22 protein-coding genes are annotated in these 22,972 nt (G+C 70.7%); 7 read left to right on the top strand and 15 right to left on the bottom strand.

Translation table 11 applies throughout. The annotated features are described in order from the left end of the window. Window positions 1-2 precede the first annotated feature (2 nt). The 10 genes from OG844_RS29235 to fabG all read right to left on the bottom strand — a co-directional run bounded on the left by OG844_RS29235 (window position 3) and on the right by fabG (window position 13,174). The gene (locus OG844_RS29235) at window positions 3-4,871 is read right to left on the bottom strand and encodes an amino acid adenylation domain-containing protein (protein ID WP_406394289.1); all 4,869 of its coding nucleotides are present in this window, start codon (window positions 4,869-4,871) and stop codon (window positions 3-5) included. Between the two features lie 65 nt (window positions 4,872-4,936). After that, window positions 4,937-5,938 carry a 2,3-diaminopropionate biosynthesis protein SbnB gene (sbnB, locus tag OG844_RS29230; protein WP_406394287.1) on the bottom strand — a complete coding sequence of 334 codons (1,002 nt, stop codon included), beginning with the start codon at window positions 5,936-5,938 and terminating at the stop codon, window positions 4,937-4,939. Continuing rightward, a complete protein-coding gene (gene sbnA / locus OG844_RS29225) occupies window positions 5,932-6,945 on the bottom strand; it encodes a 2,3-diaminopropionate biosynthesis protein SbnA (protein ID WP_406394285.1) in 1,014 nt (337 codons plus the stop codon). The genes sbnB and sbnA overlap by 7 nt, the downstream gene beginning before the upstream one ends. Continuing rightward, window positions 6,942-8,339, bottom strand: a complete 1,398-nt coding sequence (locus OG844_RS29220) for a condensation domain-containing protein (protein ID WP_406394283.1) — start codon at window positions 8,337-8,339, stop codon at window positions 6,942-6,944. The genes sbnA and OG844_RS29220 overlap by 4 nt, the downstream gene beginning before the upstream one ends. 3 nt (window positions 8,340-8,342) lie before the next feature. Beyond that, window positions 8,343-8,588, bottom strand: coding sequence for a phosphopantetheine-binding protein (locus OG844_RS29215; RefSeq protein WP_329209902.1), 246 nt, complete (start codon window positions 8,586-8,588; stop codon window positions 8,343-8,345). A 71-nt stretch (window positions 8,589-8,659) separates the two neighbouring features. After that, window positions 8,660-9,622, bottom strand: a complete 963-nt coding sequence (locus OG844_RS29210; protein ID WP_406394281.1) for a beta-ketoacyl-ACP synthase III — start codon at window positions 9,620-9,622, stop codon at window positions 8,660-8,662. A 40-nt stretch (window positions 9,623-9,662) separates the two neighbouring features. Beyond that, window positions 9,663-10,577, bottom strand: coding sequence for a TauD/TfdA family dioxygenase (locus OG844_RS29205; protein WP_406396295.1), 915 nt, complete (start codon window positions 10,575-10,577; stop codon window positions 9,663-9,665). A gap of 113 nt (window positions 10,578-10,690) precedes the next feature. Further along, window positions 10,691-11,626: a TauD/TfdA family dioxygenase gene (locus tag OG844_RS29200; RefSeq protein ID WP_406394280.1), complete on the bottom strand. Its 936-nt coding sequence runs from the start codon at window positions 11,624-11,626 to the stop codon at window positions 10,691-10,693. Between the two features lie 37 nt (window positions 11,627-11,663). Then, window positions 11,664-12,431, bottom strand: a complete 768-nt coding sequence (locus OG844_RS29195) for a thioesterase II family protein (RefSeq protein WP_406394278.1) — start codon at window positions 12,429-12,431, stop codon at window positions 11,664-11,666. Further along, a complete protein-coding gene (gene fabG, locus OG844_RS29190) occupies window positions 12,428-13,174 on the bottom strand; it encodes a 3-oxoacyl-[acyl-carrier-protein] reductase (protein WP_329209894.1) in 747 nt (248 codons plus the stop codon). Before fabG ends, OG844_RS29195 begins: the two co-directional genes overlap by 4 nt. Before the next feature lie 113 nt (window positions 13,175-13,287). Here fabG and OG844_RS29185 point away from each other — a divergent pair, with 113 nt between their 5' ends. Next, window positions 13,288-14,004, top strand: a complete 717-nt coding sequence (locus tag OG844_RS29185) for a 4'-phosphopantetheinyl transferase (protein ID WP_406394276.1) — start codon at window positions 13,288-13,290, stop codon at window positions 14,002-14,004. Between the two features lie 51 nt (window positions 14,005-14,055). Here the strand turns inward: OG844_RS29185 and OG844_RS29180 are convergent, their stop codons facing one another. Then, the gene (locus OG844_RS29180) at window positions 14,056-15,249 is read right to left on the bottom strand and encodes a phospholipase D-like domain-containing protein (RefSeq protein ID WP_406394274.1); all 1,194 of its coding nucleotides are present in this window, start codon (window positions 15,247-15,249) and stop codon (window positions 14,056-14,058) included. A gap of 56 nt (window positions 15,250-15,305) precedes the next feature. Next, window positions 15,306-16,610, bottom strand: a complete 1,305-nt coding sequence (locus tag OG844_RS29175) for a helix-turn-helix domain-containing protein (protein WP_406394273.1) — start codon at window positions 16,608-16,610, stop codon at window positions 15,306-15,308. Window positions 16,611-16,988: 378 nt separating this feature from the next. Between OG844_RS29175 and OG844_RS29170 the strand changes: the two genes are divergently transcribed. Together OG844_RS29170 and OG844_RS29165 are read left to right on the top strand one after the other, a co-directional pair. Then, a complete protein-coding gene (locus OG844_RS29170; RefSeq protein ID WP_406394271.1) occupies window positions 16,989-17,723 on the top strand; it encodes a DUF4232 domain-containing protein in 735 nt (244 codons plus the stop codon). Window positions 17,724-17,814: 91 nt separating this feature from the next. Further along, on the top strand, window positions 17,815-18,570 hold the full coding sequence (locus tag OG844_RS29165; RefSeq protein WP_406394270.1) for a DUF4253 domain-containing protein: 756 nt from the start codon (window positions 17,815-17,817) through the stop codon (window positions 18,568-18,570). A 36-nt stretch (window positions 18,571-18,606) separates the two neighbouring features. On the opposite strand, the gene OG844_RS29160 is transcribed toward OG844_RS29165, so the two are convergent. Both OG844_RS29160 and OG844_RS29155 read right to left on the bottom strand, forming a co-directional pair. Next, window positions 18,607-18,894: a hypothetical protein gene (locus OG844_RS29160; protein WP_351171602.1), complete on the bottom strand. Its 288-nt coding sequence runs from the start codon at window positions 18,892-18,894 to the stop codon at window positions 18,607-18,609. Window positions 18,895-18,926: 32 nt separating this feature from the next. Continuing rightward, window positions 18,927-19,247 carry a hypothetical protein gene (locus OG844_RS29155; RefSeq protein WP_406394268.1) on the bottom strand — a complete coding sequence of 107 codons (321 nt, stop codon included), beginning with the start codon at window positions 19,245-19,247 and terminating at the stop codon, window positions 18,927-18,929. 123 nt (window positions 19,248-19,370) lie between these two features. Here OG844_RS29155 and OG844_RS29150 point away from each other — a divergent pair, with 123 nt between their 5' ends. Continuing rightward, entirely contained in the window at window positions 19,371-19,730 is a 360-nt protein-coding gene (locus OG844_RS29150) for a hypothetical protein (RefSeq protein ID WP_406394266.1), read from the top strand. Between the two features lie 10 nt (window positions 19,731-19,740). On the opposite strand, the gene OG844_RS29145 is transcribed toward OG844_RS29150, so the two are convergent. After that, window positions 19,741-19,881, bottom strand: coding sequence for a hypothetical protein (locus OG844_RS29145; RefSeq protein WP_406394264.1), 141 nt, complete (start codon window positions 19,879-19,881; stop codon window positions 19,741-19,743). 189 nt (window positions 19,882-20,070) lie between these two features. Here OG844_RS29145 and OG844_RS29140 point away from each other — a divergent pair, with 189 nt between their 5' ends. Genes OG844_RS29140 through OG844_RS29130 form a run of 3 tightly spaced genes read left to right on the top strand, consistent with a single transcriptional unit; the run spans window position 20,071 to window position 22,720 of the window. Then, a complete protein-coding gene (locus OG844_RS29140) occupies window positions 20,071-20,907 on the top strand; it encodes a CPBP family intramembrane glutamic endopeptidase (RefSeq protein WP_406394262.1) in 837 nt (278 codons plus the stop codon). Continuing rightward, the gene (locus OG844_RS29135) at window positions 20,904-22,064 is read left to right on the top strand and encodes a sensor histidine kinase (protein WP_406394260.1); all 1,161 of its coding nucleotides are present in this window, start codon (window positions 20,904-20,906) and stop codon (window positions 22,062-22,064) included. The genes OG844_RS29140 and OG844_RS29135 overlap by 4 nt, the downstream gene beginning before the upstream one ends. Then, window positions 22,061-22,720, top strand: a complete 660-nt coding sequence (locus tag OG844_RS29130) for a response regulator (RefSeq protein WP_406394259.1) — start codon at window positions 22,061-22,063, stop codon at window positions 22,718-22,720. Before OG844_RS29135 ends, OG844_RS29130 begins: the two co-directional genes overlap by 4 nt. Window positions 22,721-22,972 lie beyond the last annotated feature (252 nt).

Here is a 22,972-nt window from a genome sequence, read left to right as displayed (position 1 = left end):
AATCAGTGGGACTCGGTGAGTACGGCGTCGATCTCGGCCCGGATCCGGTCCTCGATCTCCACGGCCAGCTGCGCGATCGTCGGGCTCTCGAAGGCGACGCGCATCGGCAGGTCGAGGTCGAACTCGTTCTGCAGGCGCGAGACCAGCCGGACGGCAAGGATCGAGTGGCCGCCCAGGTCGAAGAAGCTGTCCTGGGTGCTCGCTTCCTTGCCCAGCAGATCGCGCCAGATGGCGGCGATGCGTTCCTCGGTGGGCGTACCAGGAGCGATGAACGCGTCCGCGGCCGTGGCCTCGGGGTCGGGGAGGGCGCGTCGGTCGATCTTGCCGTTGGCCGTCAGCGGAAGCGCGTCGAGCCCGACGAAGACGGACGGGACCATGTACTCCGGCAGTGAAGCCCTGAGCCCCTCGGCCAGCGCGTCCGTGCTGCCGACGACGTAGGCGATGATCCGCTGGTCCTCCGACACCACCACGGTGGCGTCGGTGACCTGCGGATGAGCGACCAACGCGGCACGGATCTCACCCAGCTCGATGCGATACCCGCGCACCTTGACCTGGTCATCGATACGACCCAGGAACTCGACCGCACCATCACTGCGCCACCGCACCAAGTCACCCGAGCGGTAAAGCCGCGCACCCGCCGACCCGAACGGATCAGGCACGAACCGCTCCGCGGTGGCACCTGGACGGTATGCGTAACCGCGTGCCACACCCGTACCACCGACGAACAGCTCACCCACCGCACCCACCGGGACCGGCTGCAGACCCGCATCCAACACCCGCATGGTCATGTTCGGCAGCGGACGCCCGATCGGCACCACACCCTCGAACGCCTCGACCAACGGGAACACACACGTCCCCACCGTCGCTTCGGTCGGACCGTACTCATTCAGCACCCGGCCCTCACCCAGCAGCACCCGCCAGCGCTCCACCAGACCACCCGGCAACGCCTCACCCGCAACCACCACACGAGACGTCAAACCCTGGATCTGCGCATCCGACAACTGACCCGACAACACCTCAAGGTGCCCGGGGGTCAGCTTCATGAAAGAGAACGGACCCGCCTCCGCCAGGCTCGCGCCCAACTCGGTCAGCTCACCGTCCCACAACCACGCCCGCTGACCCGCAGCAAGCGGCGCCCACACATTCGGCACCACCAAGTCGAACGCCACCGACGAGAACACCGGCGCACCACCCGAACCCGACGCCACCAACTCACGCACCGCCCAGTCCACATGATTCACCAGACTGCGATGCGAAACCTGCACACCCTTCGGCCGCCCCGTCGAACCCGACGTGAACACCGTGTACGCCACCGAATCCAGATCCAGCACACCCGAAGGAACCGACGCCGGGAAAGACGACACATCACCCTCGGCCAGCACCGTCTCCACACCCGGGAAACGATCCGCATACCGGGCCGACGTCAACGCCACATCCACCCGGGCGTCCTCGACCATCCCCGCAATACGACCCGCCGGCAGCACCGGATCCATCGGAACGAACCCACCACCCGCACGCCACACCGCCAGCAACGACACCACCAGATCCACCGAACGATCCAGCAACACCGCAACCGTCGACTCCGCACCCACACCCACCGCACGAAGACGATGCGCCAACCGATTCGCCCGCACATCCAACTCGGCGAACGACAACGACCACCCACCCGCCTCCACAGCCACCACATCCGGCGCCGCAGAAGCTCGACGCGCCACCAGCTCAGGCACCGACACCTCAGGCACCACCACCGCCGAGTCGTTCCAGACCCGCAGGAGCCGGTGCTCGTGCACCGAGGTGATGTCGATGGCGGACAGTGCCGCCTCGGGCGCCGCCACCACACCCTCGACCAGTCGCACGAAGTGGTCGGCCATGCGCTCCACGGTGGGCCGGTCGAACAGCGAGGTCGCGTACTCCAGCGCACCGTTCAGCGAGCCGTCGGCCTGGCGCCACACGAACATCGTCAGGTCGGTCTTCGCCACCCGCCAGGCGCCCTGGAAGGCGTCCATCAACACCCCGTCGGCGGCCACCGAGGTGGCGCCGTCGTCCTGGAGGTCGAAGGCGACCTGGTAGAGCGGGGTCCGGGACAGGTCGCGGACCGGCTGCAGCTCGTCCACCAGCCGTTCGAACGGCAGCTCCTGGTGCGCGAAGCCGGCCATGGCCGTGTCCTTCGTGCGTCCCAGCAGCTCACCGAAGGTCGGGTCGCCGGTCAGGTCGCAGCGCATGACGAGCGAGTTGAGGAAGAAGCCGACCGTGCCCTGGGTCTCGCGCCTGAGCCGCCCGGTCACCGGGCTCCCGATGCCGAAGTCGTCCTGTCCGCTGTGCCGTGAGAGCAGCGCGGCGAAGACGGCCAGCAGGGTCGCGTACTGGGTCGCGCCGTGCTTCCGCCCGATGCCGCTGAGGGCGTCGGCGAGACCGGCCGGCACCGAGAAGCGCACGCCCTCGCCCCGCCCGTCGCGCCGGGCCGGGCGCAGCCGGTCCGTGTGCAGCTGCAGCTCGGGCATGCCGCGCAGCGCGTTCTTCCAGTAGTCGAGTTCGCGGTCCAGGACCGTGTCGTCGGACCGGGCGGCCTGCCAGGCCGCGTAGTCCGCGTACTGCACCGGGAGCTCGGCGAGTTCCGGTGTCCGGCCCTCGGAGGCGGCGGCGCACAGCTCGCGGATCTCCCGGTCCATCAGCACCGTCGACCAGCCGTCGCTGGCGATGTGGTGGGTCGTGACCAGCAGCACGGGGCCACCGACGGGAACCCGTACGAGCAGAGCCCGCCACAGCGGCCCGTCGCTCAGGTCGAAGCCCCGGGCGAACTGCTCCCCGAACAGCCCTTCGATCTCCGCCTCGCTCGCATCCACCACGCGCAGCTCGACCGGCTGCGCCCGGGCCACCACCTGGCGGGGCTCCTCGCCCTCGAGGACGTACCGGGTGCGCAGGGACTCGTGGCGGGTCTCCAGCGTGTCCAGTGCGGACTGGACCGTGTCGGCGGCCGTCCCGGCGGGCAGCCGGAGGAACAGTGGCGCGACCCATTCGGCGCTGCCCGGGTGCATGCGGTCCAGGAACCACAGCCGGTGCTGTCCGAAGGAGAGCGGCAGCGGTGTGTCGCGTCCCACCGGCACCACCTCGGGTACGGCGGGCCGCGCCTCCTCCAGGAGCTTGGCCTGGGCCTCGACCGTGGAGGCCGCGAAGAGCCCGCGCAGCTGGATGCTGTCCCCGGAGGCCCTGCCCAGGGCGTCGGCCAGCCGGGTCAGGACGAGGGAGGAGCCGCCGAGGGCGAAGAAGTCGTCGTGCACACCGACCCGTTCCACCTGGAGCAGCTGCTCCCACACCTCGGCCACGAGACGTTCGGCAACGGTGCGGGGTGCGGTGTACTGCGGGCCCTCGCCCGTGGTCCGTGTGCCGGGCTGCTCGGGGTCGGGCAGGGCCTTGCGGTCGATCTTGCCGTTGCCGGTCAGCGGGAAGGCGTCCACGGGCACGAAGAGGGCGGGGACCATCGGCTCGGGGAGCCGCTTGCGCAGGAAGCTGCGCAGTTCGTCCCGGGGTATGCGGCGGGCGGTCACCAGATGGGCGACGAGCCGCTTCCCGCCGCCGACGGTGTACGCGCCGACCACGGCGCCCCGGATGTCGGGGTGCGCGTTGAGTGCGGCCTCCACCTCGGCGGGCTCGATGCGGACGCCGTTCACCTTGACCTGGTGGTCCACGCGGCCGAGGTAGGCGAGTGCGCCGTCGGAGCGCCAGCGCGCGAGGTCGCCGGTGCGGTACATGCGGCTGCCCGCCGGGCCGTGCGGGTCCGGTACGAACCTCTCCGCGGTCTGCGCCGGGTTGCCGACGTAGCCGCGTGCCACACCGATGCCCCCGGCGTACAGCTCGCCGACGACGCCGATCGGGACCGGGTCGAGCTCCTCGTCGAGCACGTACACGCGCATGTTGTCGACCGGCCGGCCGATCGGCACGGCCTCGGTGTGCAGCTCCGGGTCGAACTCCTGGCCCGTGACGTCGATGGAGCACTCCGTGGGGCCGTAGGTGTTCCACACCTTGGCGCCGGTGGGTTCGCCGAGCCTGCGGCACAGTTCGGCGTCGAGCGCCTCACCCGCGGACAGGACGAGCCGCAGCCCGGTGCACTCGGACCAGGCGGGCTCCTCGGCGAGCAGCCGCAGCACGGAGGGCACGCCCTGCAGGACGGTGATGTTCCGGTCGGCCACCGTCCGTACGAGGAGTGCGGGGTCCGATTCGGCGCCTTCGGGGGCCATCACGACGGTGCCGCCCGCGACCAGCGGTGCGAAGAACTCCAGGGCCGCGGCGTCGAACGTGAGGACGGTCTTCTGCAACACCCGGTCGTCCGGGGTGAGTTCCTGGCGGGCGACCGACCAGGCCACCCGGTTGGCGATCCCGCCGTGCTCGACGAGCACGCCCTTCGGGCGGCCCGTCGAGCCCGAGGTGTACGTGATGTACGCGGCGTGCTGCGGGCCCGTTTCCACCGGTTCGGCGTCGGCCTCGCCGCCGGCCGCGTCCAGGAGCACGACACCGTCGGGTACGACACCGTCCAGAGCCCCGGCCGACTCGTCGACGGTCAGGACCGTCCGCGCGCCGCTGTCCGCGACCATCCAGGCGATGCGCTCGGCCGGGTGGCCGGCGTCCAGCGGCACGTAGGCCGCGCCGGCCTTCCAGACGCCCAGGAGCGCCGCGACGAGCTCACGCCCGCGCGGCAGGCAGACGGCCACCCTCGACTCGGGGAGGACACCGCGTCCGCGCAGCAACCGCGCGATCCCGTTCGCGCGGCGGTCCAGCTGCGCGTACGTCATCGACCCTTGTGCGTCGTCGACCGCGATGGCGTGGGGGGTACGGACGGTCTGCTGGGCGATCAGTTCGTGCAGCGGGACAGACATCTCTTCTCCAGAGGTGTTGATCAGTTGCAGCGTTCGGTGGCGGTGACCCGGTTTCGGGAGCCTTCCTAGGGCGTCGGCGCAGGAACGAACCCGTCGATACGGGTGCCGATGCCGCCCTTTCGTGCCTCGTCCCGGACGAAGCCGGCCAGCGCCAGGTCCAGGACGCCGAGGCCGAACGGGGAGTACACGAGCGGCTTCCCGACTTCCGGTTCCAGCCGGGCGGTGCCGCGCAGCAGTGCGCCGATGGAGGCGTCGACGAAGTCGCGCCCGCCGGTGTGCTGCTCCGCGAGGTGCGGTGAGGTCTGCTCACGGCATACGTGGTCGGGGTCGTCGACGATGTTGTGCGCGCCGAGTACGGCGGGCACGGTGAGGTCGCGCAGCGAGATGTGGAGCACGACGGTGCCGGGCGGGCAGGCGTCCAGGCCGGTGTACGGCGAGGCGGATGTCGTCGCGAAGGACACCAGGTCGTGGGCGCCCAGCGCCTCGTCGAGCGTCGCGCAGTGGCGGATCTTCGCGCCGGGCAGCAGCCTGGCGTGATCCGCGGTGAAGCGCTTGGCCCGCTCCATGTCCGTGTCGTGGACGGCCAGGGAGTCGAGCCCGGGCAGCTCGGCGGCCAGGAAGCGCAGCACCTCGCGGTTGATGACACCGGTGCCGATGAGCGTGATCCCGGACGGCCTGCGGCCCCCGAGGAGCATCCGTGCGCCGAGTGCGGCCGAGGCCGCGGTGCGCATGGCCGAGATCAGGGAGCCCTCGATGAGCGCCTCGGGATGTCCGGTCTCCAGTGAGTTCAGCAGGACGGCGGCGCTGGCCCGCTGCAGCCCGGCGGCGACGTTGCCGGGGAAGGAGGAGATCCACTTCATTCCGGCGACTTCGGTGTCGCCCCCGAGGTAGCCGGGGAGGCCGATGATCCGGTCCCTCGGACGGTCGGGGAACCGCAGGAAGACGGAGTGCGGCAGGACCGTGCGCCCCTCGTCGTGGCGCTTGTACGCCTCGGCGACGAGGTCGATGACCTCCTTCTCCCGTCCGGCCAGCAGCCCGGCCACTTCCCCGTGCTTGATGATCAGCATGCGCCCACCGCCAATGTGTGTTCGGGTTCGTTCCACAGGTGTGAGACCTCTCCGAAGTGGGCGCGCACCCAGTCGTCGGAGTAGATGGTGTCGAGATAGCGGTCGCCGCGATCGGGGAAGATCATCACGCAGTTGCTGCCGGCCGGAATGCGGTCGGCCATCTTCCCGAGTGCGGCGGTCACCGCTCCCGACGAGCCGCCCGCGAGGATCGCCTCACGGTGCGTCAGGGTCCGGCAGGCGACGACGCAGTCGAGGTCGTTGACGAGCACGACCTCGTCGGCCAGTGTCGGATCGAACAGCGAGGGCTTGATCGCGGCCCCGTGTCCGGGAAGCAGCCGCGGGCCCGAAGGGCCGCCGAACAGCACGCTGCCCATCGCGTCGACCCCCACCAGTGTGGTGGGGAGTCCGCGTTCCCGGATGTACTGGGCGCAGCCGGTCATGGTGCCGCCGGTACCGGTCGAACAGAACAGGTAGTCCACCCGGTCGTCCAGTGCTTCGGCGATCTCCCGCATGGTCTGCACGTGGGCCCGGGGGTTGAGCGGGTTGGCGTACTGGTTGGGCCAGTACGCGCCGGGTGTCGCGGCCACGAGCTCGCGTACCCGCGCCAGGCGCACGGGCAGATAGGCGCGGGTGTCCGGGTCGACCTCGGTCACCATCTCGACCGTGACCCGGTAGGCGCGCAGGATCGCCAGGTTCTGCTGGGTGGTCTTGGGGTCCACGACGCAGATGAAGTCGATCCCGAAGTACCGGCAGATCTGTGCGATGCCGATCGCCAGGTTCCCGGAGCTCGACTCCACGACCGTGGACCTGCCCGGTACCAGTTCCCCGCTGCGGATCCTGCCGAGCAGCATCGACAGCGCCGACCTGTCCTTGACGCTGCCGCCGGGGTTGAACGCCTCGAGCTTGGCGAAGACGCGGGACCCGAAGCGGGGCAGCAGCCCGCCGAGTTCGACGAGGTGCGTGTTGCCGACACCGTCGAGAATGCCGCGGAGCACCGGTTGCTTCATGATCCGGCGCCGGTGTTGCTGCCCAGGGCGAGCAGAGAACGCTTCTGGGCGGCGTCCGTCAGCGGGATCCGGGAGACCGGGCGCCCGGGTGTGTCCCCGGCAGCGGTCATGAAGCGGATGAGCTGGTCGAACAGCCGGTCCATGGTGTCCCGCTCGAAGAGCGCGGTGTCGTAGCGCAGGGCGATGGTGAGCCCCTGCACGTCACGGGTGACTTCGAAGGTGATGTCGCACTGGCCCTCGAGGTGCGGGATCTCCAGGTACGTGGTGGTCAGACCGGCCACGTCGAGGGGTACACCGGCGACCGCACCGGCCAGCTCGGAGCCGAAGCGGTCCGTGGTGACCATGGTCATGGAGATCCGGAACAGCGGCCCGGAAGCCTCCGCGGCCTGGGCGACCAGCGGGAACGGGTACGTGGCCCTCGCGGTCGCCTGCCTGAGGCGCTCGTTGGCCGCGGCCGTCACCTCGCCCAGCGGGGTGTTCCTGTCGAACACGGCCCTGATGAGGACCGGGTTGACGTAGTAGCCGACGACGTCCTTGGCGGCCGAGCGGCGCACCGAGGCCGGGCAGGCGATGAGGAAGTCGGTCTGTCCGGTCCAGCGGTTCAGAAGGGCCTGCAGGGAGCCGAGCGCCAGGGCGAACTGCGAGATCTCCTGCTCGGCGGCGGCGCACTTGAGCCGCTCCGCGAGCTCGTCGGGCAGTCGGCGCACGAGGCTGGCACCGGTGAACGACGCGACGGCCGGCCGGGGCTTGTCGGTCAGCAGTTCCGCGGGTGCGGAACCTTCGACCTGCTCCTGCCAGAACTCCGCCTGCCGCTGACCGCGCGAGGATTCGAGCAGGGCCCGCTCGCTCTCGACGAAGTGGTCGTAGTCGACGGCGACGGGATCCCAGCCTGGCTCCTTGCCCTCGGCGAACGCCTCGTACGCGGCGAGCAGGTCGCGCCACAGCATCCACTGGGAGATGGCGTCGGTCGCGATGTGGTGGGTGAGCGCCAGCAGTACTGCGTCGGTGCGGCGGCGCCACAGCACCACCCGGAACGGTCCCTCCTCCGAGAGCCGGAAGGAGGTGCCCGCCTCCGCCGCGACGAGCCGCTGCAGCTCGTCGTCGTCCGCGTCCGGTACGTCACGCACGACGAGTTCGCCGATGTCGCCGGGGTTCTTCACCAGCCGGCGGGGACTGCCGTCGGCCTCGACGTACACCGAACGCAGCATCGGGTGCCGTTCGGTGAGCGCCCGGGCCGCCCGCGCCAGGACCTCCGGGTCCGGCGCGGGCTCCATCCGGACACCACCCGCGAGGTTGTAGGTCGCGCTGTCGGGAGCCAGTTTGTGGAGCAGCCATAGCCCCTCCTGGCCCACCGACAGAGGCATCGCCCCGCCTATGGGGTCCGTGTGGCCCATGGGTCAGACTCCTGCCTTGTTTGCCGTCAGGAAGTCCGCGACGTCACTGACGCGCAGCAGGTCGCCGACCCGCTCGTCGGGCACTGTTTGGTTGAAGGCCTTCTCCACGGCGGCCAGGAGGTCGATGCGGGTGAGGGAGTCCATGCCGAGCTCGTCGAAGCTGGAATCGGCGGTGACCTCGCCCTCCAGGTCCGGCGCCGTACGCAGCGTGAGGTTGATGATCTCGACAATCAGTTCGTCTCTGGTCATGGCCTTCGTCTCTCCGTAGGTGTGTGCGCGTGAATGTGCGTGCGGGGGTTCTGGGGGTTCGCCGGGGCCGGTCACGGCATCCGGACGACCTGGCCGGCGTACGTCAGGCCGGCACCGAAGCCGAGCAGCAGGACGTTCTCGCCGGGGGTGCTGCGGCCGCTGTCCTTGAGCCTGCTCAGCGCCAGGGGCACGGAGGCCGCCGAGGTGTTCCCGGTGTCGACGACGTCGTTGACGACGCGCTCCGGCGGGAGGTCGAGGTTCGCGGCGAGCGTCTTGATGATCCGGTTGTTGGCCTGGTGCGGCACGAACCAGTCGATGTCCTGCATCGTGATCCCGGCGGCGGCACACGCCCGGTGGGCGACGTCCGGCATGGTGGCCGTGGACCACTTGTAGACGAGCGGGCCGTTCATGGTGACGTACTCCCGGCCGTCCGCCTTCTCGGTGATGCCGAGCACGTCGTGCCGTGCGCCGTCGCTGCCCCAGACCGCCGGGCCGATGCCGGGCTGGTCCGAGCGGGACACCACCGCGGCTCCGGCACCGTCACCGAAGATGACGAACGTGTCGGGGTCGGCGGGGTCGATCCACTCGCTGGTCCGTTCGGCGCCGACGACCAGGACGTTGCGTGCCTCGCCCAGACGCACGGCGTTGGACGCCATGGCCAGCGAGTACGTGAAGCCGGCACAGACCGCGTTGAGGTCGTACGCACCCGAGTTGGGCAGTCCGATACGACTGGCCACCTCGGGGGCGATGCCGGGCATACGGCGACGGCGGGTGGCGCTCGCCACGATCGTCAGGTCCACCTCGCCCGGGTCGATGTCGGCCGAGACGACGGCCTTCTCGCCCGCGGCCGCCGACATCGTGACCAGGTCCTCCTCGTCGGAGGCGTGGTGGCGGGTCTTGATGCCGGTCCGGCTCTCCATCCACTGCGGCGAGACCGTCGTCAGCGGTGCCAGTTCCTCGTTGGACACCAGCCTGGCCGGCCGGTACACGGCCAGTCCGGAGATCCGTGATCCGTACGTCTTGAACTCGAACATGTCTCCCTCAACTCCCCATAGGTCCGTCAGCCGTCGGGCTTCAGGCGTCGGACGGCTCTGCCATGGCCACGGCGATGCGCCGCGGTCCGGTGAACGGCTCACGCGCGTGCGCGGCGAGCATGTTGTCGACGACCAGGACGTCGTCGCGCTGCCAGTCGAAGCGGACCGCCGCCGAGCGGTAGGCGGCGCGCAGGTGGTCCGTCACCTCGTCGGGGATGACCCCACCGTCCCCGTAGAAGGTGTTCGTGGGCAGGTCCTCGTCGGCGAAGATCGCGCGCAGACCGGCGCCGACCTCCGGGGCCAGGGTGCTGACGTGGAAGAACGTCGCGTGGTTGAACCACACTTCCTCGCCGGTGACCGGATGGCGGTGCACCGCCTGCCGTACCGCGGTGGTGCGCAGACCGCCGTCGGGCCGCCACTCCGCCTCGATCCTGCGTTCCTTGCAGTACGCCACGACGGCGTCCTTGTCCGAGGTGTTGAAGGCCTCCTGCCAGGGCACTCCGAACCCGGCGTGGAAGTTGCGCACGACCTGCCAGCCGCGTGCCTCGAACTCCGCGCGCACCTGCGGGTCGACCGACCTGAGCACCTGGCGGATGTCGGCGAGCGGGGTGGCGCCCTGCGTGACGGGCGGCTCGACGCAGAAGAAGTACAGCGTCCGCGGCCAGACCGCCTGGTAGGAGTTCTCGTTGTGGAGGAAGATCTCCTCGTTCTGCGGATAGTCGGTCGAGGTGTAGACCTGCCCCTTGATGGTGCTGCGGGGCGAGGAGCGCTCGGCGTACGCCAGCGGCGGCGTGCCGGAGAACGCCCGGACGGTGCCGTCGAAGCCGTCGACACCGCCGACCTCGAATCCGCGCAGCAGCAGTGCGCCGCGCCGGGTGAGCAGCTCGCGCAGCTCCGCCCGGTTCTCGGTGATGTAGCCGTGGATGCCGGTGCCGGGGGCCGCGGGACGTCGCATCCCGGGCACGGTCCCGCTCCCCACCCAGCCGGCGGGTGTCTCTTCCGAGGTGATGGTCATGGTCAGCTCGCTCCGTGGTCGAAGAAGTCGGGGCAGCCCTGGGGGCCGGGGCGTCAGTCGGACATCGCCACGAGGACGCGGCGGTCCCCGGTGAACGGCCGCCGGCCGTGGGCCAGCAGGACGTTGTCGATGAGCAGCAGATCGCCCGTGCGCCAGTCGACGTCCACGGCTGCCTCCAGCCCGCGGTCGCGGACCTGGGCGACGTACTCGGGGGGAATCGGGCTGCCGTCGGCGAACCGCACCGACTGCGGCAGCTCGTCCTCGGACAGGATCTGCGCGAGCTCGGCCGCGGTGTCGTCGCCGAGACCGGCCGGGTGCCACTGGTCGGCCTGGTTGAACCACACCTCGGCGCCGGTGACGGGGTGCCTGGTCGTGGACGGACGGTGGGACTCCACGCGCAGACTCCCGTCGCGCCGCCAGTCCCACTCGGCCCCCGCGTTCTTCAGGAACGCCTCCACGTCGGCCCGTTCGTCGGTCTCGAAGGTGTCCTGCCAGCTCTTTCCGAGGCCGTAGCCGTCGTGCAGGTTCTGCACGTAGCGCACGCCGCCGGCGAACGCCTCACGCACCTCCGGGTCCAGGACGGCGAGCCAGCGCTCGGCGTCCAGTACCGGGGTGGCCCCGCCGGAGCCCGGCTGGACCTGGCAGAAGAAGGCCAGGCGGGACGGCCAGGCGTGGGCGTAACTCATCTCGTTGTGCATCGAGATGGTGAATTCCTGCGGGTACTCCGTCGAGGTGTAGACGTTGCCGCCGACCTTGGTGCGCGGCGAGTTGCCGTGCACGTACGCCAGCCGGTTCGGCAGCAGCCGGTCCAGGGCCGTGTCCAGCGTCTCCGGGGTGATCCCGAAGCCGCGGAAGACGAGTGCCTTCTCCTTGACCAGGGTCCCGGCCAGGCCGAGTTCCAGTTCCTCCAGGCGGCTCAGCAGTTCGCCGGTCCCGCCCTCACCCTTCGCTTCGATCTCCAGTGGTGCCCAGGACGTCGGACTCGTCACGGCGCCGCTCCTCTCGCTGTTGTGATGAAGCCTTCGGCTATCCGGCCTGCATGCCGGTCGGGATCCGAGCCAGCCGCCCCGCGATGTCCGCGGTCAGCTCCGCCTCCCGGGGGGCGAGGTAGAAGTGGTCCCCGGGGAACGACCGCACCGCGAAGGACCCGGTCGTCAACTCCCCCCAGGCCAGCAACTGTTCGTAGGAGGTGCCCGGATCCCTGTCGCCCTGGTACGCGACGATCGGAGCGCGCAGCGCCACCGGGCTGTGCGGGTGGTAGGTCTCGATGAGCCTGTAGTCGGAGCGCAGTACGGGCAGCAGCAGCTCACGCAGTTCCGGGACCGCGTACGGGTCGCCGCCCAGGGTGCCCAGCCGGGACACCCCGGCGACCAGGACGTCGTCAGCGGCCCTGTGAAGGGTCGTGGGAGACGTCCGGTGCGGGGCGTTGCGCCCCGAGAGCAGGACCCGGACCGGACCCTCGCCCGCACCGGCCTCCTGCCGCACCGCCACCTCGTAGGCCACCGCGGCGCCCATGCTGTGGCCGAAGAAGGCCATCGGCAGGTCGCCGTACGGGATGAGCGCCTCGGAGATCCGGCCGGCCAGCTCGTCCATCGACTCGACGCACGGCTCGCCCATCCGCTCCTGCCTGCCCGGGTACCGGACGGCGAGGACCTCGATATCGGCGGGGAGCCGCGAGGGCCAGCCGTGGAACAGCTGGGCGTTGCCGCCGGCGTGCGGGAAACAGACCAGCCGCAGCCGCGGTTCGCCCGTCCGCGCGTACCTGCGGAACCAGGTCTCCGAGGCGGCGGTCACAGCGCCATGCCCCCGTCGATCCGGACCACCTGACCGGTGATGTACTCGGCCTGCGGGGAAGCCAGGAAGGAGACCAGCGAGGCCACTTGCTCGGGAGTGCCGAAGCACCCCATCGGGATGCGGGTCAGGGCGTCCTTCGCGACGGCCTCCGGCACACCGGCGACCATCTCCGTGTCGATGAAGCCCGGTGCGACGGCGTTGGCACGCACTCCGTAGCGGCCGAACTCCTTGGCCAGCGCCTGCGTGAGCCCGATGATCCCGGCCTTCGAGGCCGAGTAGTTCGTCTGTCCTGCGTTGCCGACGACCCCGGCCACGGACGAGAGGGTCACGACCGTGCCCGCACGGCGCCGGATCATCGAACGGACCACCGAGCGCAGCAAGTTGTACGTTCCGTCGAGGTTGGTGCGCAGCACCGAGTCCCACTCGTCGTCCGACATCAGCGCCAGCGGCCTGTCGCGGGTGATCCCCGCGGAGGTGACGACCGCGGACACCGGTCCCAGCCCCGCCTCGACGTCCGCGACGAACGACCGGACACCGACCCGGTCGGCGACGTCGACGCGGCGGATCAGCGCCCGCCGGCCCGCCGCCAGGATCTCCTTCTCGACCTGCTCCGCCGCCGCGTCGTCGGAGCGGTAGCAGATGGCCACGTCGAAGCCGTCCCGTGCGAGCCGGGTGGCCACCGCCCGCCCGATCCCGCGCGACCCCCCGGTCACCAGTGCCACCTGTGCCTCTTGGTCCGGCATGCTGCCCCCATCCGTTCGAATGAGTCGAGCGTGCGTTCACCGGCTATATCTGGCCTATACGGCATCCAGCGCCGCTCGAGGGAGCGTGCCGGGCACCGGTACCGTGACCGTTCATGACCCTGCTTCCGACCGGTGGCCCCGCTCTCGCGGGCCTACTTGCCCCGCTGCTTCCCCCGCTGGTCACCGCCGTCGACACCTTCCACGACAGCGCCGAACCCTTCCTCTTCCCCGAGGAGGAGGCCCTCGTCGCCAGGGCCGTGGCCAAGCGGAGGCACGAATTCACCACGGTCCGCCACTGCGCCCGCACCGCTCTGGCCAGTTATGGCCGACCCCCCGCACCGATCCTCCCCGGCACCGGGGGCGCGCCCCGCTGGCCCGACGGCATGGTCGGCAGCCTCACGCACTGCGACGGATACCGGGCGGCGGCCGTCGCCGAGAACACGACGGTGGCCTCCCTCGGCATCGACGCCGAACCGGCCGAACCACTGAACGACGAGGGCTCGCTGAACCTCGTCACCCTCCCCGCCGAACGCGCCGCGCTGCGCGAACTCACCGCCCACCGGCCCGACGTCCCCTGGGACAGGCTGCTGTTCAGCGCCAAGGAGTCCGTCTACAAGGCCTGGTCCCCGCTCACCGGCCGCTGGCTCGGCTTCCAGGACGCGCACATCACCCTGCGCCCGGACGGCACCTTCGCCGCCGCCCTGCTCGTCCCGGGCACCACGACGGCCGGCCCCCCGCTCACCGGCTTCGACGGCCGCTGGCAGGTACGCGAGGGCCTCGCGCTCACCGTCGTCACCGTGCCCCCGCGCGGCGGGACCGGCCCGGCGTGACGACCCCGGCACCGAGGCGCCCCCGCCCAGGCACCTGCACGGCGCCTCGGGTCACAGCCAGCGGCGGATCGGCAGGACCGCAGCCTCCCGGATCCGCTGCACCGGCGAGCGGCGCCTCCACCGGGCGCCGTCGATCAGCACGCTGTCGGCGCGGTCGTCCTCGAAGTGCTGGTCCAGCGTCGCGGTGAACGCCGGGTCCAGCACGGCGAGCATCACTTCCTCGTCGTGGTCCAGCGAACGACGGTTGAAGTTGGTCGAGCCGATCAGCGAGGCGACCCGGTCCACGGTCACCGCCTTGGTGTGCATCATCGTCGGCTGGTACTGGTAGATCTTCACGCCACAGGCGACGAGATTCTCGTAGTGGTGCTGCCCCGCCAGCTGGCAGACCCGCTTGTCCGTGTGCGGCCCGGGCAGCAGGATCTCCACGGTGACGCCCCGCGCCGCCGCTGCGCAGAGCAGTTCGACGAAGTACGTGTCGGGTGCGAAGTACGCCGTGGTGAGCCGCACCCGCTCCTCGGCGGACTCCAGGACGACCCGGAGCAGGGTCTGCATGTCCTGCCAGCCGAAGCTCGCCGAACCCCGCACCACCTGCACGATCGCGTCGCCCTCCGGCCGGAGGTCGACGAAGCGGTCGCGCTCGGTGAACAGCTCGTCGTGGCACTCCGCCCAGTTCTGGGCGAACGCGGCGGCCAGACCGTCCACCGCGGGGCCGCGCACCTGCACATGGGTGTCGCGCCACTCGCGCTCGTTACGGGCGTCGCCGCACCACTCCTCCGCGATGCCGACGCCACCGGTGAACGCCGTCTCCTCGTCCGTCACGAGGACCTTGCGGTGGCAGCGGTGGTTCTGCTTGAGCGGCGACAGGTACAGCGGCTTGCGGAACCACGCGACCTCCACCCCGGCCTCGTCCATCATCGCCAGCTGGTCCTTCTCGATCAGCCGGCTGCCGAAGCCGTCCAGGAGCAGCCGCACCCGCACTCCGGCGCGGGCCCGCTCCGACAACGCCTCCGCGAAGTCACGGGCGATGTCACCGCGCCAGTACACGAACGTCATCATGTCCACGGTGTGCTCAGCATCACGTATCGCGCCCAGCATCGCGGCGAATATCTCGTCGCCGTTGTGGAGGGGGACGAGGGCGTTGCCCTCGGTGGCGGCGATGCCGATCAGCCGCTCCAGCCGTCGCCGCAACCGCAGGATGCGCTCGGGGTACCCGGTGTCAGGTCTGTCGTCTGTATCGGTGGACATGGAACACCTGACCGAATCGAGGGGACGGGGACCCGCCGACTGTACTCCGCGCCCGATCAGTAGTCGGGTTCCACCCACTGGGCCGTATCCGCCCGGTAACGGTACTCCGGCCGCCCCGTGATGCTGCTCGTCCGGAACGGCTTGCCGTTGTCGTCGATGCGCAGGGACCCGCTCCGGCCGCCGCTGCTCCACTCCAGCTCCAGGTACCAGGTCACATCGTGCCCCTCCACATGCGCGTCGAGGTGGAACACCTCCACGTCCGTGGAGCTCACCCGGTACGGGAAGTCCTTCGCCGGCACGACGACGCCGCCGTCCTGCCCAGCGACCGGACGCGAGCGTGGCAGGCTCTCGTCCAGGTCGATGTCGAAGCTCTGCGGAGTGATACCGCTCCCACAGCCCTCCCCCATCGAGTACGCGGCCCAGGCGAGCGCCCGTTCGCGCCCCACGACCCGCACATGCAGACCCTTGAGCACCACCGCTTCCCGCGATGCCCCCTGGAGGGTGAGTTCGAGCATCATGTCGCCCCCGTCCACACCACCGAGCGCCCTCGCCCAGTTGCGGGTGTCCTGGGGCGGGGGCGGCTTCGGTACGGTGCCGGGCTCACGGTCGAGCAGGTAGTACTGCCCGCAGGGCGACTCCCAGTTGTACGAGCTGATGGCGGCGCTGACGGGGGCACCGCGGTCATCCGCCCCACCGCCCTGCCGCGCCGGTGAACCGGGGGAGGCGGGGGCAGTGGCGGTGGCACTGCCTCCGGCCGACGGTGAAGCCGGCCCGCTCGGCGTCGCGGACGCGCTGTCCGCGCCGCCGCTGCTGCTCGCGCTCGGCACGACCGGGGCCGATCCGGTGGCCGCGTCGGTCCGTTCGCCGTCGCCGTCGTCCGTGAGGCCACGGAACGCCAGGGCGGCGGGAACGGTGAGGGCGACGACGGCGGTCGCCGCGAGCAGGACGCGCAACCGCCGGGACGGCCGCCGGCCGGGGGCGGGTACGGCGGTGGTGCCGGACGCCTCCGACGGCGTCACGTCCTCGGCCTCCGGTCCTGATTCCGCTTCCGTGCCCTCCTGCGGAACGGGCCCGGGCTCCACCGTGCCACCCACCCCCGCCTTCCGCGCCCCCCGCCGCTTCGCCTCATCGGCCAGGATCCACGTCCGGTGCAGACCGACCAGCTCGTCCGCCGACGCCCGGCACACCCGGGCGAAGCGTTCGACCGGCGCGTAGTCCTGTGGAACGGCGTCGCCGTTGCAGTACCGGTGGACCGTCGACGTGCTCATGTGCAGCTTCCGGGCGAGTGCTCCGTAACTCAGCCCGGAACGCTCCTTGAGGCCACTGAGCTCTGCCGCGAAGTCTTGGATCTCCGTACCCACGCCGACCGTTCCTCCCACTGATCCATCCCGGAACCGCGTTCCAGGGAGGCCTCGTTCCCCCAGGTCAGAGGGCATTCAACCGTTCCACCGTCCCGAACCGCCCGGCAGCCGTTGCCACCGGAATCAGGCCCCGCACAAGATGTGGACACACCGCCGGACCGACCTTCGTCCACACCGGGAGACGCAGTGCGTACCCGCTTCGAACCGAGCCTGACCGAAGCGGTCGCCGCAGGAGTGCTGATCGCCGCCACGGCGACCGTCATCACACTCCTGTGGGACCTCTGACCACTCGTCATTCTCCAGCACAGCCGGCACCACCCGGCGCGCCCGAGCGGCGCCCCGGACACGACAGACCTTCTGAACGGGGAGAACCACCTCATGCGCAACCGTAACTTCCGTCGTATCGCCCGCACTTCCGCCCTCGGCACCGCCGCACTGCTGGCCGCGCTCTCGCTGACCGCCTGCCAGGAGGACGGCCAGGCAGCAGCGGACACCTCCGCCCCGGCGACCGCCTCCCCGTCCGAGCACCCCTCGGACAGCACGAAGGCGCCCGCGGACAAGGACAACGGCAAGGACAAGGACAAGGGGACCAACGGCTCGGGTACGGACTCCGGTTCGAGTTCCGGTTCGACCGACGCCGAGCCCGCCGCGAAGCAGCCGAAGGCCACGGGCGACGCCGGCGGACCTGTCACCCTCGCCTGCGACGGCGGCAACTCCAAGGTGACGCTCACGGCCGTGACCCGGCCCGTCAACCACATGCTGCTCACCGTGACGAACACCGGCTCGAAGGCCTGCAACGCCTACTCCTACCCGTTCCTGAGGTTCGGCGAGGCGCAGGCCGTCCCGCAGACCTTCGAGGAGAGCAAGCCGCAGGCCGTCGTCACCCTCAGCCCCGGAGAGTCCGCCTACGCCGGCATCCTGACCGCCTCCGCCGACGGAAGCGGCAAGGGCGGCTACTCCACCAAGGAAGTGACGGTCAGCTTCCAGGGCCGCGAAGGTTCCGGCTCCAGCGGCCCGTCCTCGGACGTCCCGCTCACCGAGGCCGTCTTCGTCGACAGCACGCTGGCCGTCACGTACTGGCAGACGGGCCTGGACGACGCCCTCATGTACTGACCGCGCCGGTGACGCACGGGGGGGCACCCCCGCCGGGTGCCACCCGGAGCCGAACGGGGCGTTGTCAGTGGCGGATCCTAGAGTCACCTGCATGGCGACGCTCCCGAATCCCCTGCCCCTGCTGGACCTTCCACCGGGCACACTCGTGGACACCACGATCGACGACCCCTGGCACGAGCCCCTGCTCTGGTACGCCGACGAGCCGGCGCAGCCGGGCGACTGGGCCCGGCTGAGGGCGACCGGAAGGCCGCTCGGCCTGCTCCCGGTGCTGGTGGACGGCGGGCGCCGCGCCCAGTGGCCCGAGTACTGGGACCTCAACCCGGCCGGGACCTCGTACCCGGGGGACCACGACGCCGAGGACGTCCTCGGCGAGTTCTGGGAGGAGTACGCCTCCGACGAGCTGGAGGACGGGGCCGAGTGGCCCGGCCTCGCGCCCACCCCGTCCGCGAGCGCGTCCGAGACCCCGGACGAACTGGCAGGGGACATGGCCGACCAGCTCGCCGAGGGCGCGCGGTTGGCGCTCGTGCCCGCCCGGCGCAGCGCGGACATACCCGCGGCGATCGGCTGGTCGGGCCCGCTCAACTACGAGAACGACGTGGCCCGGCTGTGCACGGTGCTGCGCTCCTGGGAGGACCGCTTCGACATCCGGGTCGTGGCGCTCGGCTTCGACACCCTGACCGTGTCCGTGGGACGGCCTCCCACGACCGCGGCGGAGGCCGGGGCGCTGGCCGCCGAGCACTTCGCGTTCTGCCCGGACACCATCGACGCGGCCCCTCCGAACGGTCTGGACGCCTACGCCGAGAAGTACCTCCTGGGTCAGGAGACATGGTCGTTCTGGTGGGACTGAGCCTGTTCCACATGTCAGGGGCCCATGGGGGCGGGGTCAGCAGAACCAGCCGTTCTGGACCCAGCCCCGTCGGTTGATGTCGCCGTAGGCGAAGCCGTAGACCCAGTCCCCGCCGGCTTCCTCCACCAGGAAGGTCTGCCCGCGGTACAGCGTGCCCATCCAGGCCCCGTGGGGGGCGGTGACCCGGACGAAGAGGTCCTGGGCGCAGACGGTTTCGCGTTGCCCCACGGTGCCGTTGGCGGCGGTGGCGGGGTTGACGGTCAGGACGGCCATGGCGGCGGTCAGGGCCAGGACGAGGGTGGTGCGCCTGCTGGTGCGGGTCATGGGGGGGTCCTTCACGGGTGTGGGGTGTGGGGTCACCAGGATCCGAAGCCGCCCAGGCATTCCTGCCTGACGAAGCCCCAGTCGTTGGGGCCGAAGTCGAAGGTGGCCGCCCATCCGTTGTAGACGGGGTGTGCGCCGCGGGTGTGTCCGACCTTGTCACCACGCAGCAGGGTCCGTTTGAGCCCGGCCGGTCCGGAGGAACTGTCGTAGTTCGCATAGAAGCTGGCGCTGTCGCAGACGATGACGGCGTGTTCCGGCACCGTCGGATCCGCGTGCGCGGATCCGGTGAAGATCACGGCAAGGGCAAGGGCAGCGGTCAGGGACAGGGCAGGACCCAGTCGTGTCGTGGCCATGACAGACATCATGGGGTCTGACCGCCCTCCCGTCGAGAGGGCCCGGCATCGCGTCCCCCTCGGGGTCGGCCTTGCGTAGGAGCACTCATGTGCCGGGGCCGGGTGCCGCGTTGAATCGGGTGCATGCCCGATGACACGCCCGATCTGCTCGTCACCCGCGCCTCGAAAGCCTGGACAGCCCCTCTGGTCTCCACGGTCGTCACACTGCCGGGAGCCGCTCTCGCCCTGTTCTTCGGCGGGCTCTCCCCCATGGCCTGCGACGCGTGCGAGGGCGCGCAGGAAGACCGATTCTCCCGCAGCTTCGACTCCGGATGGGCGGTGCTGTGCACGGGCCTCGTACTCGCCCTGGCCGTTCTGGTGGCGAGCTGGGTCGTGCCGTGGCACCAACGGCACGCTGCGAACCGCGTGTTGCTCGCGGTGACCGCCCCTGCCGTCGCGCTCTGCGCCTTCATCGCGTTCGTGGCCCTCGTCGACTGGCCCTGACGTGATGCGGTCAGGGAGCTTTGAGCAGATCGCGCAGCCCGGCGACGGCTGCCCGTAGAACGACCGCGCGCAGGGCCTGCACCTCGCTGCGGAGCCGGGAGCGGAACTCCGGCTGATGCACCGGCGAGCCGTGCGCCACCTTGATCGCCACGGACCGCCCACCCGGCGAACGGCCCAGGAACACCCCGCCCGCGCCCAGACCGCACCCACACCCAGGGGACTTGTCCCCCATGCGAGCTACGCGCAGGTGTCCACCATGAGGTGACGATTCGAAGCCGCCCGATCCGTAGCGTTCGAAGCGCCGCGGCACCCCGGCCGCGGCTCCCACAAAGGAGCGTTCATGAGATTTGTATGGCAACTGGCGGCAGTCGTGGCGGTCTCCTTCGTCGGCAACCAGGCCGTCGCAGCCGTACAGGACGACCCGTGGCTCAGCCTCGCCGTGGGACTCCTGGTGTCCGTACTCGCGGTACTCGCCTACGGCTGGGTGGTGCGGCGGACCGAACACCGCCCCTCCACCGAGGTGGCCCGAACCGGCGCCGGGCCCGCGATCGGCCGGGGCGCGCTGATGGGCGTCGCCATGTTCGGGGCCGTCATAGCGAACATCGCCCTCCTCGGACACTACGAGATCGACGGCCTGGCCTCCGTGCACGGCGCAGTCGGGCTGTTCGGCCTCATGGCGGTCGCGGCCGTGACGGAGGAACTGCTCTTCCGCGGCGTCCTGTTCCGAATCGTCGAGGAGTACGCCGGCACGTGGATCGCACTGACGCTGACCGGAACGCTGTTCGGCCTCATGCACCTGCTGAACCCCCACGCCGACCTGTGGGGCGCCATCGCCATCGCCATCGAGGCCGGCGGCATGCTCGGCGCCGCCTACGCCGCCACCCGCACCCTGTGGCTGCCGATCGGCCTCCACCTCGGCTGGAACTTCGCGGCGGCCGGCATCTTCAGCACCGAGGTCTCCGGCAACAACACCCCACAGGGACTGCTGGACACCGTGACCTCGGGACCGAAGCTGATCACCGGAGGCGACTTCGGCCCCGAAGGAAGTGTGTACGCGGTGCTGGCCGGCGTCCTGATGACGGCCGCGTTCCTGTGGCTCGCCCACCGGCGCGGCAACCTGGTGCCCCGCCGCAGGCGCGCCGACAAGGCCGCCGCCCCCACTACACTTCCCCGATGAACGGTCCTCGGCGGCTCCGGGAACTGTGGCGCCGCTCGGGCACCACCGGCTGGTACCTCCCGCTCGCGCTGCTGCTCCTCACCGCGTCCTTCCTCCCGGTGCTCCGCAGCAACGGAACGGAGGTCGGCGGCCTGCCGAACCGCCCTTACGACGCCCTGGCCGTGGCGGCCATCGCCCTGCAGTGCCTCCCGCTCGCCGGGCGTCGGCGGTGGCCGGCCCTCTCCCTCACCCTGGTGTCGCTCGGTTTCGCCGTCGACCAGCTCCGCGGCTACCACTCGCTCGCGGGTGCCGCGCTGGCCATCGCACTGGTGAGCGTGGGATCCCGCCTGGAACACCACCGGCGCGCCACCGCGATCCTCTTCACCGCGGCGTACGTGTCGCTGGCGGTCGCGCTCCACCAGCTCGGCCCGGGTGAACCGCCGAGCGAGTTCGTGACGTTCTACCTGCTCCTGGCCCTCACGTGGGCCGTCGGGACGTGGTACCGCTCCACCCGGTTCGCCGAGGTCGAGCACCGCCGCCGCGTCGCCGAGGACACCCGCACCGCCGAACGCGCCCGCATCGCCCGCGAACTCCACGACGTGGTGACCCACCACGTGACGGCGATGGTCGTACAGGCCGAGGCGGCACGCTACTTGACCGCCGCGCCCGACCGTCTCGACCAGAGCCTGACGGCCGTCACGGAAACCGGCCGTGCGGCCATCACCGATCTGCGGCACCTGCTCGACCTGCTCGACCCCGGCCACGGCACCGAGCCCAGGACACCGCACGCCGGGCGGCTCCTCACCCTCGTCGAACAGACGCGGCAGGCCGGGCAGCCCGTGGAGTTCACGGAGGAGGGCACCCCGGCCCGGTCGGCCGGCAGCGCCGACCTCGTGGCCTACCGGGTGGTGCAGGAGACCCTGACCAACGCCCTCAAGTACGCCCAGGGCAGCTGCACTTCGGTCCGTGTGCACCACAACGAGAGGGAGATCACCGTGGAGGTCGGCACGGACGGCCCCGGCCCGAAGGCGCAGGGCGCGCTCCCCGGCGGAAGCGGGCGGGGCCTGGCCGGTCTCCGCGAACGGGTCGACGTCCTGGGCGGCGACTTCCACGCAGGCCCGCACCCGGACGGCGGCTTCGTCGTCCGGGCCCGTATACCTGCCGGGAGCCCGTCATGACCACACCGATCCGGGTCCTGATCTGCGACGACCAGGTACTGGTGCGCACCGGACTCTCGACGATCGTCGACGCCCAGCCGGATCTCGAGGTCGTCGGCGAATGCGGGGACGGGCAGACCGCCGTCGACCTCGCCGGCCGGCTGCTCCCCGACGTCGTGGTGATGGACATCCGTATGCCGGTCCTCGACGGCATCGAAGCCACCCGCCTGCTGGCCGGCGCCGGAGTCCGACAGCCCGCCAAGGTGCTGGTGGTGACGACGTTCAACCTCGACGAGTACGTCTACACGGCGTTGCGCGCGGGCGCGAGCGGCTTCCTCCTCAAGGACGCACCGCCCTCCCAGCTGCTGCACGGCATCCGGACCGTGGCCTCCGGCGCCGCCCTGCTGGACCCCGAGGTGACGCGACGGCTCGTCGGCAGGTACGCGGCCCGCATCCGGCCCTCCGATTCCACGGAACCCGACAGCCCCCTGACCCCCCGTGAACAGGAGGTCCTGCGCCTCATCGCGGACGGCCTCTCCAACAACGAGATCGCAGCGACCCTCGTGATCAGCCGTGAGACGGTCAAGACCTTCGTCTCCCGCATCCTCACCAAGCTCGGCCTCCGCGACCGCGTCCAGGCGGTCGTCTACGCCTACCGTCACGGCCTGGTGTCCTGAATCATCAGGATGTCACGCTCGGCCGAACGCAGTCCGGCATCTACTGCAATGCTCGGCCCTGCCGGGGATCACTATTCAGATCACGCCCGTCGGGCGACAGTCGCACGCCGCGCTTGACGGCCTATTCGTGCTTCTGGAGGCAGTCAGCTCATTTCCGACCCTGACGAGGTCAGCATCATCCTGTCTCAGGGATATGCGATGCTGCGGACGCAAGCCCTGAACGCTGAGGACACCACGGGCCTGCTGGATCGG

The sequence above is a fragment of the Streptomyces sp. NBC_00887 genome (genome assembly GCF_045207585.1).
The sequence above is the reverse complement of the archived record's forward strand: the minus strand, read 5'-3'. Positions and strand labels throughout refer to the sequence as shown.